This is a genomic window from Patiriisocius sp. 208BN25-11 (genome assembly GCF_058147145.1).
The window spans coordinates 265,417-282,724 of sequence record NZ_JBYVJY010000003.1 but is presented as its reverse complement, the minus strand read 5'-3'; the positions used below and the strand labels follow the sequence as shown (position 1 = coordinate 282,724).

The following is a 17,308-nucleotide window of genomic DNA, read 5'->3' as shown; positions in this document are numbered from 1 at the left end:
AATATCCTCAGTTTCCATAGCTATCATTAAACCTACTAAAATCCGTCCCTATCTATTCAAAAAATAGATTACCTTTGTAGCATAGATCAATATTTGACACCCTTACCACTATGAATTTCAGCGAAATTGCCAACAAAATTTTTAAAGAAGTAATAGACACATACCATGTTGTAAACACTGTAGATCAGTCTTTTACAAATGCATACAACAAAGAGTCTCATTTACTAGAGCATTTATTATACAGAAAATGTTGGATTGATACCGTACAATGGCACTACGAGGATATTATTCGTGACCCGCAAATAGATCCTGTGGCCGCTCTTACCTTAAAGCGCCAAATCGATGCTAGTAATCAAGATCGTACCGATATGGTAGAGTATATCGACAGCTATTTCCTAGAAACACATAAAGACGTAACTCCAAAAGCAAATGCTACTATTAATACTGAGAGCCCAGCTTGGGGCGTAGACAGATTGTCTATTTTGGCCTTAAAAGTGTACCACATGCACGAAGAAGCAACGCGTGAAAATGCAAGCCAAGAGCACCGTGATGCGTGTCAAACAAAACTAAATGTATTACTAGAACAACGTGTCGATCTAAGCACAGCAATTGACCAATTATTAAGCGATATTAAAGCAGGAGACAAATACATGAAAGTGTACAAGCAAATGAAGATGTATAATGACGATGAGCTAAATCCTGTATTAAGAGGAAACAAATAGTATTCAGTAGCAGTGGCAGTTGGCAGACTTCCAAAAACAACATCATTCTTTTGAAAAAACCAGCACACATTCTTGTTATTCGGCTTTCGGCGATGGGAGATGTGGCAATGTTGGTACCGGTACTGCGTGTGGTAACCGCTAGCTATCCTAGTCTAAAAATAACTGTTCTTACCAAAGGGTTTTTTGCACCCTTGTTTGAGGGCATTCCTAATGTTGAAATCCTTACGGCTGATGTGAAAGGAGTTCACAAAGGCTTTTTTGGACTGCTCCGTTTGGCAACTGAGGCTAAGAAATTAGGCATTTCAAAAGTTGCAGACACCCACAACGTATTGCGTTCTAAAATAATACGCACCTTCTTATGGATGCAAGGCAAAAAAACAGCAGCCATAGACAAAGGAAGAGCAGAAAAAAAACAACTTACTAATGCAAATGGAGGTAAGATTACCCAGCTCAAAAAAACACCGCAGCGTTATGCAGATTTGTTTGGTACATTAGGATTTCCAATAGATCTAAAAACCCATACCTTCCCCGAAAGAAAACAACTATCTCATACGCCACAACAACTTGTTGGCACGAGCACTAAAAAGTTCATTGGTATAGCTCCTTTTGCAGCTCATGAAGGAAAAATGTACCCTTTGTTTCTTATGAAAGAGGTGTTGGAACATTTAACTATTTCTGGTAACTACCAACTCTTCCTATTTGGAGGTGGCACAGCCGAAATTCAACAACTCGACACCCTTGCTGCTTCCCTACAAAATGTTACAAACGTCGCTGGAAAACTCTCTTTTACTGAAGAACTAGCGCTCATCTCTAACCTAGATGTAATGGTGGCAATGGATAGCGGTAATGGACACCTAGCTGCCTTATATGATACTCCAGTAATAACCTTATGGGGTGTCACACATCCCTATGCAGGTTTTGTGCCTTTTAACCAGCCCAATGCGCATCAGCTCATTGCCGATAGAACGCAATTCCCGCTCATTCCAACGTCGGTGTATGGAAATACCTATCCTGCAGGCTACGAAAAAGCCATAGAGACCATTCCTCCTAGCTTGGTGGTGGAGAAAATACTGTCGGTACTACAATAGACTAGACATCATCATAATCTACCGTTACGGTAGCAGTGGTAGGATGTGCCTGGCACGTTAAGATAAGCCCTTCGGCTACTTCGGCATCGGTTAAGATTTGGTTTTGACGCATTTCTACCTTTCCTTCGGTAACTCTTGCAATACAAGAACTACAAATCCCGCCCTGACATGAATACGGAGCATCTAATTCTTTCTCTAAAGCAGCATCCAAAACAGATTTGTTTTGCGGCATGCTAAAAGATTCTGTTTCATCATCTATAACAATAGAAATCATGGTGTTTCCATCGCCAGCAGCTTCAGGTACGGAAGCTTCTGAGGCAGTAAACAACTCAAAATGTATGTTGGCTTTGGCAACTCCATTAGCTACCAAGGTGTTTGACACTTCTTGAATCATGGCTTCTGGACCACAGAGGTAAAAGTTCTCAAAAGCTGTTTCCTTGTATTTATTTTTCAAGTAGTAGTTTACCACACTTTTATCGATGCGTCCACGCGCTGCATTGGTTTCTTGACTTCTACTATAGATATATTCTACAAAAAAGCGTTCTTGAAATTCACTTTTTAAGGTTTCAATGCTAGCATGAAACATCGCTTCTTCTTTTGTCTGGTTCCCGTAGACCAACAAAAAGCGACTCTGTGTTTCTTCTTGCAATACCGTTTTGGCAATCGATAAAATAGGTGTGATGCCACTTCCTGCAGCAAAGGCAGCAAAGTTTTTTGTGTTTGAAGCATTAGGAAGAAGTGTAAACTTCCCTTCTGGAGCCATCACTTCTAGCGTGTCTCCAACGGCTAAGTTTTCATTGGCGTAGACAGAGAAGGTTCCATCTGCTACTTTTTTAATTCCTACCGTGAGCACACCACTTTTTGGAGCGCTGCAAATAGAATAGGCACGTCTTACTTCATTGCCATTAATGGTATGCTTTATTGTAATATATTGTCCCGCTGTAAAGCTAAATGTATCTTTAAGAGAAGCAGGAACGTCAAAGGTTACTGCAACAGAGGTAGGGGTTTCTTGGTGTATTTCTGAAATTTTCAGGGTATGAAAATCGCTCATATGTATCAATTTTTTACAAAAGTAATCAAGTCTCTTTTCTAAAACGACTTAATGTTATGTTAATTAAATGCTGGACAAATTATTGCGAAGCCAATGGCAGGTATTTCCTGTAGTATTTTATAATCAAGGCTATGCCTCTCCAGGCCACCCATACAATCAATGCTGCCCAAATACCTGTAAGTCCCCAATCCATTTGTTTGGAGAGCAACAGCACCGGTAAGAATCCTAAAAAAGTAGACGCCAAGAGCACATTGCGTAGGTAGCCCATTTCTCCTAAGCCTTTAAAAACAGCATCTAAAGTAAAGGCCATGGCATTAAAAGGTAAACTTATTAAAACCATAAAAAACATCCCTCCAAAGAGCGAAAGCACTAAAGGATCTTTGTTAAAAATGAGCCCCAAATAATCATATAACACGAGTCCTACCAATATCAATAAGGAGGATACCACGATGTTGTAGCTGATTACTCTTTTGGTGAGTTTCCATAGTTTACTATAGTTTTTCTCTCCTAACAATTTTCCACCTAGGATATTTCCGGCGGCGCCGTAGCCATCCAAAAAGAAGGCTGTAAACAACCAAATATTCATAGCAATGGTATGGGCTGCAACATACTCTTTCCCGAGACCTGCTGCTTCACGTGTCGCCAAAATAAGGGCAATGTTTAAGGCTACAGAACGTAAAAACAAGTTCGCACTCATTTGCACCAAACGTTTCATTTCGGGATGCCATTTAAATGTTAAGCGTAGCGAAATAGTTGTCTTTTTTAGTACGAACACTAAGGACAAAATAGCCATTAATGCTTGTGCTAACAAACTTGCCCATGCAGCACCCACGACTCCCATGGCTTCTATATATCCCTCTAGTCCGTAGACCAGCAAAAAGTCGAGCCCAATATTTACTCCTGCCCCAATTGCGGCAATAATCATGGGCCAAAAAGTATTTTGTAAACCTCTAAACAAACCAAAAACTGCAAAGGTGAACAGGCTTAATGGAAAGCCCCAAACCCTAATGTTATAATAGTCGATGCTTAGATCTAAGATCATTCCTTTGGCATTGAGTAGGGTGAAAATTTCTGTAACAAAGAAGTAGGTAGAACCTAATACAATAACACTTAGTAAAATATTAAAAAATATAGCTTGTGCAGGAAAGCTTTTTAAATCGGCTAGTTTACCTGCGCCTAGATTTTGAGATACAATGGCGCTAATAGCACTTCGGGTCTGACCTAAAATCCAAATAAGTGCCGATAAAAAGGTACCTACAATACCAACTGCAGCTAGAGATTCTGTGCCAAATTCTGGGATATTACCAACTACTGCGGCATCTGTACTGGACAATACAGGCTCTGCAATACCCGCTATAATTGCAGGAATGGCTAATTGTTGGATGCGCTTAAATGAAATGTTCGTCATTGCGGTGCAAAACTACATTTATAAAATGAGTTCGTAACAATAAAAAGGATGCTCACTTTGCTTTGGGAAATAAATATTACCTAACCTTTTATAGCCTCTATTTTCGTAGAAACGTTGATTTCTCTTGTTTTGACTAAAGGTGTCGAGGCGTACAGATACTGCATTGTTTTTTCGGGCAACATCTTCGGCAAAATCCATGAGTTGTTTTGCATATCCTTGTTTCTGAACATTGGGGTGTATGGCCAACCTATGGATATAATACTGTAGGCTATCTTCGGTTAGCCATGAAACAGCCTCGTATTCTAGATCTTTGAAGGTAGAGACCGTAATACAACCCACTAATATTTCCGAAGCATATAATACATACAATTCTTCTCTATGGAGATCATTTTCAAAAGCCTTGCTATTAGGATACTCGGCATTCCACTGATAGATATTTTGAGCAATCATATGCGCTGCGCAAGCCTTTGTAATTTCAATAAGCGGAAGGATTTCTGCTGCTTTAGCTTTTCGAATCATTTTTATACTGTAATTTTGTACCCAGTTTAAAGATAGGCATTCTATGAAAAATATATTAGTACCCATTGGATCGAACAAAAACGCGGTTGGCAATTTGCAATATGCCATTGACTTAGCGCATGAAATGGATGCTTATGTGTATGTTATTTCAGTGTTTCAAGAACTCTCTAAAGTAGGTGGACTTGCAAAGGTAAACACCATTCTAAAAGAAGATACTGAAAACAGGCTTCAAGAAGTGTTAGCGCAAGTTGACAAAAAAGATGTTACCATTATTGATCATCCTATAAAAGGAGGTATGCTTGAAACTGTAGAGCGATTTAACAAGCATGTGCCAATCGACTTAATGGTACTTTCTCCAAGAAGTAATAGTATTCGAGAAGAAGTGTACTTAGGAAAAACAACCGGAAAATTGGTGAAAAGCACCAACATTCCTATATTAATTGTTCCAGAAAATGCAGTGTTTAAAGGACCTAAAAGTATTTTAATGGCCTTTAAAAATGGTGTTTTTAAAGACAAAAATGTACTAGAACCCCTAAAAGAATTGTTACTTCATTTTGGAGCAGATGTGCAACTATTGCACGTTACTACTCCAGAAAGCACCAAAGAAATGAAGCGTGTGAGTAAGAAACTTCAAAAATTACAAACGTCCTATACCCAAAGTGAAAATGCAACGACTTTTCAAGGTGTACTAGAACATTTTCAAAGTCATAATCCAGATATGGTTTGTGTGGTGCGACGTGAACGAGGTTTTTTTAAAAAGTTATGGGAAAAGAATGTGGTCCTTAAAAAAGAGTTTCATACCTCTAAGCCTTTATTAGTGCTTTCTGCTCAATAATATCTGCTGAAATTTTAGCCCATTAAAAGTCCTTAGATTAATTGTACTTTTGCACACTAAAAACCTCGCTATGAAAAATATACTTGTACCCGTTGGATCTATAGAAAACGGTATCAACAACTTACGCTATGCAACAAGCTTTGCAGCAATGACCAATGCGCGCATCTATGTAACCTGCATAAAAACATTAGCTACAGAGTTAATTTTAAAAGAGGTGCTTGAAAATGTGAATACCAAAGATGTTCAGGTGGTTTCTAAAGCCATTAGCGGCGATGTTTTTGAAGGTGTTTCTCAACTTTCAAAAAGTTTAAAAATTGATCTCATTATATTATCTCCTCAAAGTATAGAAATTAAAGATGAGGTATACTTAGGAATAGCCACTACAAAAATTATTAGACAAACAAACATTCCACTTTTAGTGGTACCGCCAAATTATCTTTTTAGAAAGTTTAACCGTATTTTGTTTGCCTTTAAAAATGCCAAAATAGAAACCACACATGCTTCACAAACCTTAAAAGCGCTGCTGGATATGTTTCATGCTAAATTAGATTTATTGCAAGTAGTGACACCAGATACTTCAGAAAATAGTCGTGAGATAAAGCCAGAGTTAAAAGCACTTATGAGTCGTAACATCACTTCTGAAAACGCCACTGTTTTTCAAGGGATTGTAGAACACTTTAATGATTTAAATCCTGAAATGTTGTGTGTTCTTAGAAGAAAAAACACGGGTGGATTCTTTAAAAATTTATTACGCCAAAACGAAGTAATTTTTAAGAAACAGTTTTTTACTACCAAACCTTTATTGATCTTAAAGGAAAGTGAATAAACCAATGGGGAATTAGCTCAGTTGGCTAGAGCATTTGGCTGGCAGTCAAAGGGTCATCGGTTCGAATCCGATATTCTCCACTTAAAACAACACCTATATTGGTGTTGTTTTTTTATGGTTATTACGTACTAGCCAGTTGTGCCAACATTTCTGTGCAAAAGAGGTATTTCATAAAAAGAACTACTAAAGTAAGAGTAAGAGCTGTTATATAAAAAGTTCTTCTTCTTTTAATTCCATGTGTTTTAATTCTTTTAGGAATTGTTCTAGATCTTTTTTTGAAGGAGTTCCTTTAACAATTTTGCGCCATTTTGTTTTAGAGCCAATGCTAAATTTTCTTGTTTTCATATTAGGGTATGTTAGTTTGCTGTAAAATTCTAGAAATACAACACACTGAACAAGGGGGATTTACCCCAAAATACACCCGTAAAAGTACCTATGAGTCTTTAAGAAATGCTATCGTTTTAGAAACTATTTGTTCTAAATGATTGGGCATCTTTGCAGAGTCATATGGATGACTTGCCCCAAATACATGATCTGCTCCTTCTATAATAAAAAGGGTACTGTTTGGATTCCAAAGATGTAGTTTTTTTGCTTCCTCTAGCGTTACAGTAGGGTCTTTATCTCCATGTATAATAAGATGTCGTTTTTGAAGTTTCTCTGTAGCTCTTTGTATGGTTAAGCGATCTTCATTTTCTATAAAGTTGGTGTAGAATTGCCAATCATGTGGCATTTTTTGTTTGGTTCTTCCATTTTCTACCACATATCTACCTGTTTTTTTAAACAATTCAAATTGAGGTGTACCTTCTTGAAAACGAACTTTATAATCGCATACACCAGCCCAGGTACTAACATGGGTAACTCTTGGATCTTCTTCTGCTTTGATAAGTACAATACCTCCTCCTCTACTATGGCCAATTAAACTAATTTTTGATGTATCTATTCCTTTGGTTTCATTGTTTGTTATGTGATCTAAAACCCTTTTAACATCATCCAATTCTTTGGTATAGTTATTTTGTGCAAAGGCCTCTAAATCTGGGAAATCGATAGGCTGTTGTACCGTACCACCATTGTGTGAAAAATTAAATTTCAGAAAATAAAATCCCGCATTTGCAAACGCTTGAGCCACCAAATGCCAGGCACCCCAATCTTTAAAACCTTTGTAGCCATGGCAAAAAACAACAACGGGTTTTGGAGTGTTATTGTCCAAGTAATAGGTGTCGTATACAATGGGTTTTTGTGCTGCTGTTTCTGGTGCTAGTATTTGATTTTTTATTTGTATCATACTTCTTTTTCTTGAAACGGGATGTTAGTATCGCATATCTCTACTATAAGTTGCACAAGTTGCTCTTTAAAAAGCGAGAGTGTTTCTTGTGTAATTACATGATTCTTTTTGTTTCCATTAGGCGCTTCTTTTAATCCAAATTTTAAAAATCCTCTTCCTAAGTTTTTAAAAGATATAATTCCCGCTTCGGCTTCAGTGATAGTAGTAGAAGCGTTATACATTAGCGCATAAGTCAAAACTTGAAATGCTTTGCTATATTGATAGTCTTCACGCAATTTTTGCCAATCAAAAACAGTAAGATCTTTTTGTTCTACTTTGCCCGTTTTATAATCTATAATACGTAATTGGCCATTGTAATGGTCTATTCTATCTACTTTTCCTCCAATACGTACTGGAAAAGGAATTTCTTCAATCGCCAGAAGGACGCTTAAGTCTGCCTCTAAGTGTTGAATTACTATTTCGTTTCCAGCCTGGACGTCTTTAATTTCTAGATCAATAAAATTGGCTACAAACTTTTTTGCAACTTCAAATATGAGCAAGTTTTTTCCTTTACTGAAATCTCCTCCCTTGAAGGTTTTTTTAAATTGCTTTGTTACTTCGGATGCTATTTTGGGGCGGATGCTTTTTAATATGTCGACCGTTAAAATTTCAGAAATGAAAGGAGTATACAATACTTCTAAGGTATCATGAACAATGGTACCTAATGTATTTGCAGCTACTGTTTCTTCTACTTCTTGGTGTTCTCTAATTTTTAATATTTTCTGAAAATAAAATGCCACCGGATTCCGTACATAGCTAGTGAGTGATGATGGAGAAAATCCTTTGGCTGCAATTTCTTGCAAGCGTTCTATTATAGCAGGTGATTTTTGAATGGTTGTTACCGTCTTCTTTTCTATAGAAACCATAGGAGCAACTGTAGTATGGGTAATACTGTGATTAGGCTCCTTAGCAATTTCTAATTGTAATAAAAATCTGCTTTTTTCGCCGGTATTTACACCTTCAGAATGTGTATTATAGATTAGTGTTGCTGTTTTAGCTCTATGCAACAAATGCGTAAAGTGGTAGGTATAAATGGCGTCTTTTTCTGTAAACTTTGGTAGATTATATTGCTGTTTTAAATCATAGGTGATAAAAGAATTATTTGACTTTCCTGAGGGGAGTGTCCCTTCATTTACAGAAGTCATAATCACATTTTCAAAGTCTAGTACTCTAGATTCTAATACTCCCATGATTTGCAATCCTTCGTAGGCATCTCCTTTAAAATCTAAGGTTGTATTCGCAATAAGTTCTAAGTATAAATGCTGTATTGTTTTGAGGGTTGTGGAGTGTTTGAATGTGTTTTGAAGCGCTTCAATTTTTAAAAATACCTCCCGCAAATGAGATATAATTAAAAGTTCAATTGTACTCAAATTTGTTTCTTTTACTTCTTTCAGCATTTCTAGACAAGAAGCAAGGGCTATAGCTGAATCATCCTCCCAATTTTTGAATAACAAGGTTACCAACCATTGGTCTTCTGCCATCGAAATCGTTTGCAACTCTTCAAAAGTACTATGGGTTTTGTTTTCATTTTTAATATGTGCAACAATTTGCTTGGCACTAGTTATCCTTTGAGTTATAAATGGATGATTTAAAATAGCCGCTATATCTTTAAAGTAATATTGTGTGGATCCTTTTAGTTTTATAGAAAATAAAATTTCAAAAAAAGTAGCAAAGGGCATGGTCTTTAAAGGCACACCCATAGTAATATTCACCTGATCAACATTTTTAGGCAAGGAGTGCAACAGTGGCAGCAATAAATGTTCATCTGCCAAAACAATAGCCGTTGCATCTAGTTGTTCTTTAGAGTACCCAGCTAATAGGTTTCCAACATATTTTACCTGACCTATATTTTTTTGAACAGCGACTAGGTTGAATTCTTTTTGTTTTCTGAAATTATCGGCAATTGTCTCAAAGGGTTGTTTTTGATAGTATTTCCAGTTCTTTTTATAAGATCTTAAAAACAAAGAGGCACTATGAGACGAGTCTTCGAAGAAATATGTGTCTGTATCCCAAATAACCTCATTGTGGTCTAGTTCTAACAATTCTTGCATAATTTGCTGCTCTGCAGTATTAAGCGCATTAAAACCAACAAAAACATGCTTTACAGTATTGTTTGCTTGTAAGTAATGAGAAATATCTTCTGCAGCTTTTCTATACACTAGGCCTTGATACCCTAGGTTGTCTTTTAGAAGGGTCTCTTTCAAGGTTTCATAAAATTCTTGAAGACTATTCCAAAAAGTCAGATACTTTTGAATGAGAGGAGTTTTATCCTCTCTAAGATACCAGTGATTTAAATCTTGTATATCGCTTAAATAATTAAAAAAGCTATGGGTATCAAGTAGGTATCTATCAATTTCATTAAAATCTCCCAATAATGTTGTTGCCCATGTGCTGTAGGTATCAAAACTTTCTTTTTCTACAATGGCATCAATTTTTAGGTATACTTCATAACTTTTAAAAAGAAGGGTTGTAGTATCAAGAATACTTAGATCTGATACTTTTTCAATAAAAGTTTCTATACTGCTTATGGTTGGAGCAAATGATGTGGTGCTTGGATTTCTTTTTAGGTAATTTAATAGAAACCCACCCGCTCTTTTACTAGGAAGAATGAGGGTTAGATCTGAGAGAGATCCATGTTTTTTTGTAAGGTGTTCAATGGTTTCTTCAAGAAAAGTATGCATACCTTAAAAATAAGAAACGCCCCCTTAAAAAGGAGGCGTTTTCTATTTTTTATTTTGGTGTTATAATTACTTTCTTAAGTTAATTTCAACACGTCTGTTTTCTTGTCTACCAGCTTTTGTTTTGTTAGAAGCAATTGGACGAGCTTCTCCATATCCAATTGATGATAATCTACTTCCATCAATACCTAAAGTAGTTAAGTATGTTCTTACAGAAGCAGCTCTGTTTTCAGATAACTTCTGGTTTGTAGACTCACGTCCTTGGCTATCTGTATGCCCTTCAATAATGAAAGCTGCACTTGGATATTCTTGCATGATGCTCTTGATGCTAGCTAATACAGCATAAGACTCTTGACGAATTGTTGATTTTCCAGTATCAAATAAGATAGTTTTAGAGTAATCATTCAATTGCTTGATGATTTCTACAGTTACTTCTGGCTCTTCTGGACAACCTTTGTTTGCAACAGTACCAACTACTGTTGGGCACTCATCATCTTTGTCTAGTACACCATCGCCATCACCGTCTGTCCAAGGACATCCTTTGTTAGCTTTAGGACCAGCCTCGTTTGGACAAGAGTCATCAGCATCGGTAATACCATCACCATCTGCATCTGGACAACCATTCATTGAAGCAAGACCAGCTACTGTAGGACATGCATCTTTAGGATCTGCAATACCATCACCGTCTGTATCAGGACAACCGTTAAACTCAGCAAGACCTGGAGTATTTGGACACTCATCTTGTCTGTCTTCAACACCATCAAGATCTGTATCAGGGCAACCATTAAATTGCTCAAGACCTGGAGTTTCTGGACATTCGTCATCTACATCGTAGATTCCGTCACCATCAGTATCTTTTCCACCAAACTTAAATAAAACACCTAATGAATGTTGGAAATGTGTTGGTCTGTTATCTTCGAAAGCGTGCTTGTATGTAGATTGTACGTTTACAGCTAAGTTTTCAGCTAACCAAATTTTAACACCAGCTAATGCATTAGCAGTACCAAATCCTAAATCGTCAACCCATGTGTAACCACCACCAATACCAATTGATGGATCTACCCAACCGTTTCCTAACATCTCTCTGAAGCTATGCTTAATCTCTCCATCAAGACCGTAATAAGTTAAATCGTTTGCAGGAACACTTCCTGTCTTTTCAATTCTGTTTACAGAACCTGCAACAGCTAATGTAAAGCCACTACCAATGTATCTACCAACAGATAATCTTGATACCGCTGGAAGAACGTTCCAGTGATCTTCTACGTTAAAGTATTCTGAAAAAAGATTTCCATTTTGAGCGTCCTCACTATTTTGGCCGTCTCTAAGCCCTGTAGGGAATGTGTCAACTGCGTTTACACCAACCTCGATAGCCCAAGGGTTGTTTTCGTCTTGAGCATTTGTTACACCCACTACTAATAATACTAGGGCAGCAACTAAGATACTGTTAAGATGTTTCATATTCGATTGTTTAATTTTTAAGTGTTAATTGAAGCAAAAGTAAGTTGTTAAAGTTTATTAACAAAAGCAAATCTATTAAAATTTTAATAATTACAAAGAGTTTATTCGATATTCTGTGTCATTAGACACTATATTACGTCTAGTTTTTTCCCTACTTTAACGAAAGCATTGATGGCTTTATCTAGATGTTCCTTCGTATGAGCCGCAGATAATTGCACTCTAATTCTCGCCTTATCCTTTGGTACTACTGGATAGAAAAAGCCTATTACATAGATTCCTTCTTCCAACAACATGTTAGCCATAGTCTGCGATAGTTTAGCATTATATAGCATTACAGGAACAATAGCAGAATCTCCATCAACAATATCAAACCCTGCATCCTTCATTCCTTTTTTAAAGTAATCCGTGTTTTTTTCTAAGGTGTCTCTTAAGGAAGTATCGGTATCTAACATTTCAAAAACCTTTATGGAAGCTCCTACAATGGCAGGTGCTAAAGAATTTGAAAATAAATAAGGTCTAGAGCGTTGTCTTAATAATTCAATAATTTCTTTTTTTCCGGTGGTATAACCACCCATAGCACCTCCAAGGGCTTTTCCTAGGGTTCCTGTAATAATATCAATACGCCCCATCACTCCTTTATCTTCGAGCGTTCCTCTTCCAGTCTCGCCAATAAATCCTGCTGCGTGACACTCATCAATCATAACCAACGCATCATAGGCATCAGCTAAATCACAAATTTTATCTAAGGAGGCAACAATACCATCCATAGAAAATACACCATCTGTTACAATAATTTTAAAACGAGCTCCATTTGCATTGGCTTCTTTTAATCGTTCTTCAAGCTCTTCCATGTTATTATTTGCATATCGATAGCGAGCTGCTTTACACAAACGAACTCCGTCAATAATAGAAGCATGGTTTAAAGAATCACTAATAATAGCATCTTCTTTTCCTAGTAAAGGTTCAAAAACACCTCCATTAGCATCAAAGGCGGCTGCATATAGAATAGTGTCTTCGGTACCATAATAGTTGGCAATCTTAGCCTCTAAATCTTTATGAATATCTTGAGTACCGCAAATAAATCGAACCGAAGACATCCCAAAACCGTGCGTATCCATAGCATCTTTTGCTGCTTGTATCACCTCTGGATGTGACGAAAGCCCTAAATAATTGTTGGCACAAAAATTAATCACAGTTTCACCTGTGCTAATATTTATTTCTGCTCCCTGAGGTGAGGTAATAATTCGCTCACTTTTAAAAAGACCATTGTCTTTAATCTCTTGTATTTCCTGCTGTAAATGCGCTTTAATTTTTCCGTACATACACGTAATTTTGGATGGTTTTTAAAAAATGTAAAGTTAAATTTTATTTATGACTATTGTTTCATTTGTGTAGACCAAAATTTTGTCTTTAATAACATATCCCATATCCTTTAGCGCAGCCGCATAGCCATTAATTTGATCTTCATGATCGTAGTTGGGTGTCCCTGTTTTGTAGTCTACAATGGTAACCGAATTTGTTTCTGGATGAAAATTCAATCTATCTGGACGCAACAAATAGCCTTCTTTGGTAATAATATCGCGTTCGTTATCAACGTGAGCATCTGTTTCAAACAAATGTTTTAAGGCAGGATCTTGTAGTACAGTCGTTACTTTTTCTTGTATTGCTTCAATTTTTTCTTCGGAAATGTTAGCAACCCGACGCATAGCATCAAAAACAAAATTTTCATCGCCATGATGTTTGATCTGCTCCATCGTATCATGAAATAAATTTCCTGCAGCAATAGCATCCTTTACAGCAGTATCATGTAATCGTTCTTGATTTGCAATAATGTGAAGGTTATGCGCAGCTGGCATGCTTGCAATGTACTTCGGAGAAATGGTAGCTATAGTTTGATGTGTAGCAGCATGTAGTTGTGCACTAAAATTTCCGAAAGTATATACAGTCTCCTCATCATTCCATCGATTTTGTTCTTCCAAAAATGCTTTAAACAATTGCTGAAATGTTTGTACAGCATCCTTTACAGGCTTAGGCTGTTCTGTTATAATATATAACTGCTCCACGGCGCGCGTGAGTGTAACATACAAAATATTAAAATTGTCAAGTGCGAGGGTTTGCCTTCTTTTTTCTGAAATAGCTGCACCTTCTTCATTGAATTCTGAAATTCCCGAATTGTAATTAATAAGCGTTTCCTGAAACTCTTGGCTCCAAGTATCTGGCACCGTAATCCATGTTTTAGGTTCGATTTCTCTGTAAAGATCTGTGGTTGCGTAGGGAAAAATTACTACTGGAAATTCCAATCCTTTTGCTTTGTGAATGGTCATAAATTGCACGCCATTAGTGCCCTTCCCTGAAGCAATAGATGCTGATTCTTTCTTGGTTTCCCAAAAGTCTAAAAACCCTGGCATGTCTGCTTGCGGACGCTGTTGATACTCAAAAATCATATCCATACAACCGTAGACATAGGCATCTGCAATGCTGTCTAGTTTAAATTTTTTGATGCAATATTCAGCAGCTTCATACACAGACGATTGTTGCACCTTACTGAGTTCAAAGGCAATGCCATGGGTTTCTAAAATTTCAGAAAAAATAGCCCCGTCAACTAAAAAAGAAGTGAAAAAAGCATGCTTGTCTATGGCAATTTCTAAATGGCTGAACAAAAAGTCTAGCAGTCTTATTTTGGTCTCTACATCATCTGGCTGCGTACTTAGCAACAATGTATTAATAAGACATTGAACAGCGCTAGAATTTTGTAACAACAAGGTCTCGGCAGAAATTACATCAATGCCTTGCTCCATTAAATAGCTACTCAAAAATATGCCATCCGCTTTTCTTCGTGTAAGCACACATATATCGCTATACAAAAATCCTTGTTGGGTTAAATTATTTACTATTTCTAGTGTTTTAGCTGCATATATTTCGTCTTTTTGGTCTTTGTTTTCACCGTTAATAAATTCTAGCTGTACATAGCCTTTGGTTTTTGCATTAACGAGTTGCTTGTTACCGTCTACATATAATTTTTCATGCAACGGATCTTCAAAGTATTGCGAAGTAAATGTGAAAAAATCGTTGTTAAAGTTTACAATCTCCTTTAAACTCCTATAGTTTGTGGGCAGGTTTTCTACTAAGGGTTTTGTGGTATTAAAATCTGAGTTGTTGTGAATAAGCGACAAAAATTGTTCTGGATTTCCACCTCTCCAACGATAAATGGACTGTTTTACATCTCCTACTAGTAATAAGGAGCCATCTTGTTTTGTGGCGGCTTGAGATAGTGTGTTGTCTAGCAAAGGAATCATATTTTCCCATTGCATGACAGAGGTATCTTGAAACTCATCTATAAAAAAATGACGATAGCGTTCTCCCAAACGTTCATAAATAAAGGGAGCTGGCTGGTCTTTTATTTCTTCATGAATAAGTGCATTAAATTGCGAAATTGGCACTACACTTTGTTCTTCCTGGAGCGTTGCAAGTTCTTTACTCACCAAATTTATCACAGATAATGGGGTGAGGTTTTTGAGAATGCTTTTAATAAATATTATTTGCCTGATTTTAAAAAGAGATTCGTGAATTTTCTTTTTAAACATTGATGAAATGCTGTCAATTTCAGCTACTAAGTGAGCATTTTTCTTTGCCTTTGCAAAAGTTCCTGTGTACAAGTTTTTTTCATCCAATGATTTAAGCCAAACTGCCTTAAAGTTTATTTTTTCAAATGTTTCTAATGTTATATAATTAAAAAATGTGCTAAGAGCAGAAATAAAATGATCTTGTTCTAATCCTCTTGAGCTTATTAACTCTTTCAATTCTTTAACTGTTAGATTAAGATTGTCAACTAAGTCTTTTTTCTTGTTTTTTAGTTCTCTTTTAAAAATTTCAAAATCTTTGAGCGATTTGTCCTTTAAATACCTCAAATGTGCTGCATCGTCTTCATTATTTAACAGCGTTGCAGCTTTAAAGATGTCTTTTGAAATGTCCCAAGATTTATCATCGTCTGTTTTTTCTAAAGTATATGCCACCAACACATCTGTAATAGCATCGTCTATCCCTATTTTTTCAATAAGTCGATCTACTGCTTCTGTGAGCAAGGCGTTGGTATCGATAACAACTTCAAAATTACTGGGCAGTGATAAATCTCTTGAAAAGGTACGTATCAATCGATGATTAAATCGATCTATGGTTTCTACACTAAAGGCAGCATAATTGTGCAATAAGTGTTTTAAAACAGCCCAGGCTCTTGTATGAAGTTTGGGTATTTCTATTTCCAATTCGGCAGCAATATCTTGCATCATTTGAGGCGGCACTTCGAGGGAGGAACTTTCAGAAAAAACCACCAAAGTATCTAAGATTCGTTCTTTCATCTCAGCAACTGCTTTATTGGTAAAGGTAAGCGCCAATAGGTGTTGGTAATAATTGTTATAGGGCTGCGAAAGTACCAGAGAAAGATATTCTTTTACTAAAGTGTACGTTTTACCGCTGCCCGCTGCGGCATCATAAATTAAAAAAGGACTGCTATGTTTCAAAAACCAATATTTTGCACTAAAATACACAAAACAGAGGGGCTATAAAAGCTTTCTATAGCGCTATTAGAACCTTATAAATTCTATAACAGTTTATATGCGTTGTAATGTGTAACTTTGTAACACAAGAAAAATAATAACTTTTAAAAACTACATAATATGGCTTTTGAATTACCTCAATTATCATATGCGCACAACGCATTAGAACCACATATAGACGAAAGAACGATGCAAATTCATCATGGAAAGCATCATCAAGGATATACCAATAAATTAAATGCTGCCATTGAAGGCACCAATCTAGAAGGAAAAAGTATTGAAGCTATTTTAGCCAACCTAGATATGGACAATAAAGCAGTGCGTAACAATGGAGGTGGTTATTACAACCATACTTTGTTCTGGGAAGTAATGTCTCCAAACGGTGGCGGTGCTCCAACAGGTGCTGTTGCAGATGCTATCACTGCTTCTTTTGGAAGTTTTGATGCATTTAAAGAAAAATTTGCTACGGCTGCAAAAACACAATTTGGTTCTGGATGGGCTTTTTTATGTGTACATAAAGATGGATCTCTAGATGTATGTGGTTGTCCAAATCAAGACAATCCATTAATGCCAGGTGTTGGTTGTGGTGGAACTCCTATTTTAGGGATTGATGTTTGGGAACACGCATACTACTTGCACTATCAAAATAGACGTCCAGATTATGTAGGTGCATTTTTTAATGTCATTAACTGGGATGCAGTAAATGCTCGTTTGGCAAATGCCTAGCATCATCTTATGATTTTATAAAAAGGGCAGTGATTGAATCACTGCCCTTTTTGTTTTTTAGCACACTTTAACGTGTATTTTTAATTATTTTAGCAAATAATTACTGCTTTTTTAGATTATTTT

General features: G+C 36.5%; 14 protein-coding genes and 1 tRNA gene. 6 read left to right on the top strand and 9 right to left on the bottom strand.

Annotated features, from left to right (window positions below; all coding sequences use genetic code 11):
• Positions 1 to 110: 110 nt before the first annotated feature.
• Both ACY2RS_RS06185 and ACY2RS_RS06180 read left to right on the top strand, forming a co-directional pair.
• Positions 111 to 722 (top strand): DUF4254 domain-containing protein, encoded by a 612-nt coding sequence (locus ACY2RS_RS06185; protein ID WP_490097752.1) that lies wholly within the window; start codon positions 111 to 113, stop codon positions 720 to 722.
• 50 nt (positions 723 to 772) lie between these two features.
• Complete coding sequence (locus tag ACY2RS_RS06180; protein WP_490097751.1) at positions 773 to 1,810, top strand: glycosyltransferase family 9 protein; 1,038 nt, start codon at positions 773 to 775, stop codon at positions 1,808 to 1,810.
• A gap of 1 nt (position 1,811) precedes the next feature.
• On the opposite strand, the gene ACY2RS_RS06175 is transcribed toward ACY2RS_RS06180, so the two are convergent.
• The 3 genes from ACY2RS_RS06175 to ACY2RS_RS06165 form a co-directional block, all read right to left on the bottom strand.
• Entirely contained in the window at positions 1,812 to 2,861 is a 1,050-nt protein-coding gene (locus tag ACY2RS_RS06175; RefSeq protein WP_490097750.1) for a 2Fe-2S iron-sulfur cluster-binding protein, read from the bottom strand.
• 79 nt (positions 2,862 to 2,940) lie between these two features.
• On the bottom strand, positions 2,941 to 4,269 hold the full coding sequence (locus ACY2RS_RS06170) for an MATE family efflux transporter (RefSeq protein WP_490097749.1): 1,329 nt from the start codon (positions 4,267 to 4,269) through the stop codon (positions 2,941 to 2,943).
• Between the two features lie 18 nt (positions 4,270 to 4,287).
• On the bottom strand, positions 4,288 to 4,788 hold the full coding sequence (locus ACY2RS_RS06165; RefSeq protein WP_490097748.1) for a GNAT family N-acetyltransferase: 501 nt from the start codon (positions 4,786 to 4,788) through the stop codon (positions 4,288 to 4,290).
• A 43-nt stretch (positions 4,789 to 4,831) separates the two neighbouring features.
• Here ACY2RS_RS06165 and ACY2RS_RS06160 point away from each other — a divergent pair, with 43 nt between their 5' ends.
• The 3 genes from ACY2RS_RS06160 to ACY2RS_RS06150 all read left to right on the top strand — a co-directional run bounded on the left by ACY2RS_RS06160 (position 4,832) and on the right by ACY2RS_RS06150 (position 6,529).
• Complete coding sequence (locus tag ACY2RS_RS06160; protein WP_490097747.1) at positions 4,832 to 5,623, top strand: universal stress protein; 792 nt, start codon at positions 4,832 to 4,834, stop codon at positions 5,621 to 5,623.
• Between the two features lie 70 nt (positions 5,624 to 5,693).
• Positions 5,694 to 6,449, top strand: coding sequence for a universal stress protein (locus tag ACY2RS_RS06155; RefSeq protein ID WP_490097746.1), 756 nt, complete (start codon positions 5,694 to 5,696; stop codon positions 6,447 to 6,449).
• A 6-nt stretch (positions 6,450 to 6,455) separates the two neighbouring features.
• Positions 6,456 to 6,529: transfer RNA gene (locus tag ACY2RS_RS06150), tRNA-Ala, on the top strand.
• 124 nt (positions 6,530 to 6,653) lie between these two features.
• On the opposite strand, the gene ACY2RS_RS06145 is transcribed toward ACY2RS_RS06150, so the two are convergent.
• The 6 genes from ACY2RS_RS06145 to ACY2RS_RS06120 all read right to left on the bottom strand — a co-directional run bounded on the left by ACY2RS_RS06145 (position 6,654) and on the right by ACY2RS_RS06120 (position 16,423).
• Positions 6,654 to 6,794: a hypothetical protein gene (locus tag ACY2RS_RS06145; protein ID WP_490097745.1), complete on the bottom strand. Its 141-nt coding sequence runs from the start codon at positions 6,792 to 6,794 to the stop codon at positions 6,654 to 6,656.
• A gap of 88 nt (positions 6,795 to 6,882) precedes the next feature.
• The gene (locus ACY2RS_RS06140; protein ID WP_490097744.1) at positions 6,883 to 7,731 is read right to left on the bottom strand and encodes an alpha/beta hydrolase family protein; all 849 of its coding nucleotides are present in this window, start codon (positions 7,729 to 7,731) and stop codon (positions 6,883 to 6,885) included.
• Positions 7,728 to 10,451, bottom strand: coding sequence for a PD-(D/E)XK nuclease family protein (locus ACY2RS_RS06135; protein ID WP_490097743.1), 2,724 nt, complete (start codon positions 10,449 to 10,451; stop codon positions 7,728 to 7,730). Before ACY2RS_RS06135 ends, ACY2RS_RS06140 begins: the two co-directional genes overlap by 4 nt.
• A gap of 66 nt (positions 10,452 to 10,517) precedes the next feature.
• A complete protein-coding gene (locus ACY2RS_RS06130) occupies positions 10,518 to 11,906 on the bottom strand; it encodes an OmpA family protein (protein ID WP_490097742.1) in 1,389 nt (462 codons plus the stop codon).
• Between the two features lie 128 nt (positions 11,907 to 12,034).
• Positions 12,035 to 13,228, bottom strand: coding sequence for a glycine C-acetyltransferase (gene kbl, locus ACY2RS_RS06125; RefSeq protein ID WP_490097741.1), 1,194 nt, complete (start codon positions 13,226 to 13,228; stop codon positions 12,035 to 12,037).
• 36 nt (positions 13,229 to 13,264) lie between these two features.
• Positions 13,265 to 16,423: a UvrD-helicase domain-containing protein gene (locus ACY2RS_RS06120; protein WP_490097740.1), complete on the bottom strand. Its 3,159-nt coding sequence runs from the start codon at positions 16,421 to 16,423 to the stop codon at positions 13,265 to 13,267.
• Between the two features lie 156 nt (positions 16,424 to 16,579).
• Between ACY2RS_RS06120 and ACY2RS_RS06115 the strand changes: the two genes are divergently transcribed.
• Positions 16,580 to 17,185: a superoxide dismutase gene (locus ACY2RS_RS06115; protein WP_490097739.1), complete on the top strand. Its 606-nt coding sequence runs from the start codon at positions 16,580 to 16,582 to the stop codon at positions 17,183 to 17,185.
• The last annotated feature ends 123 nt before the right edge of the window (positions 17,186 to 17,308 follow it).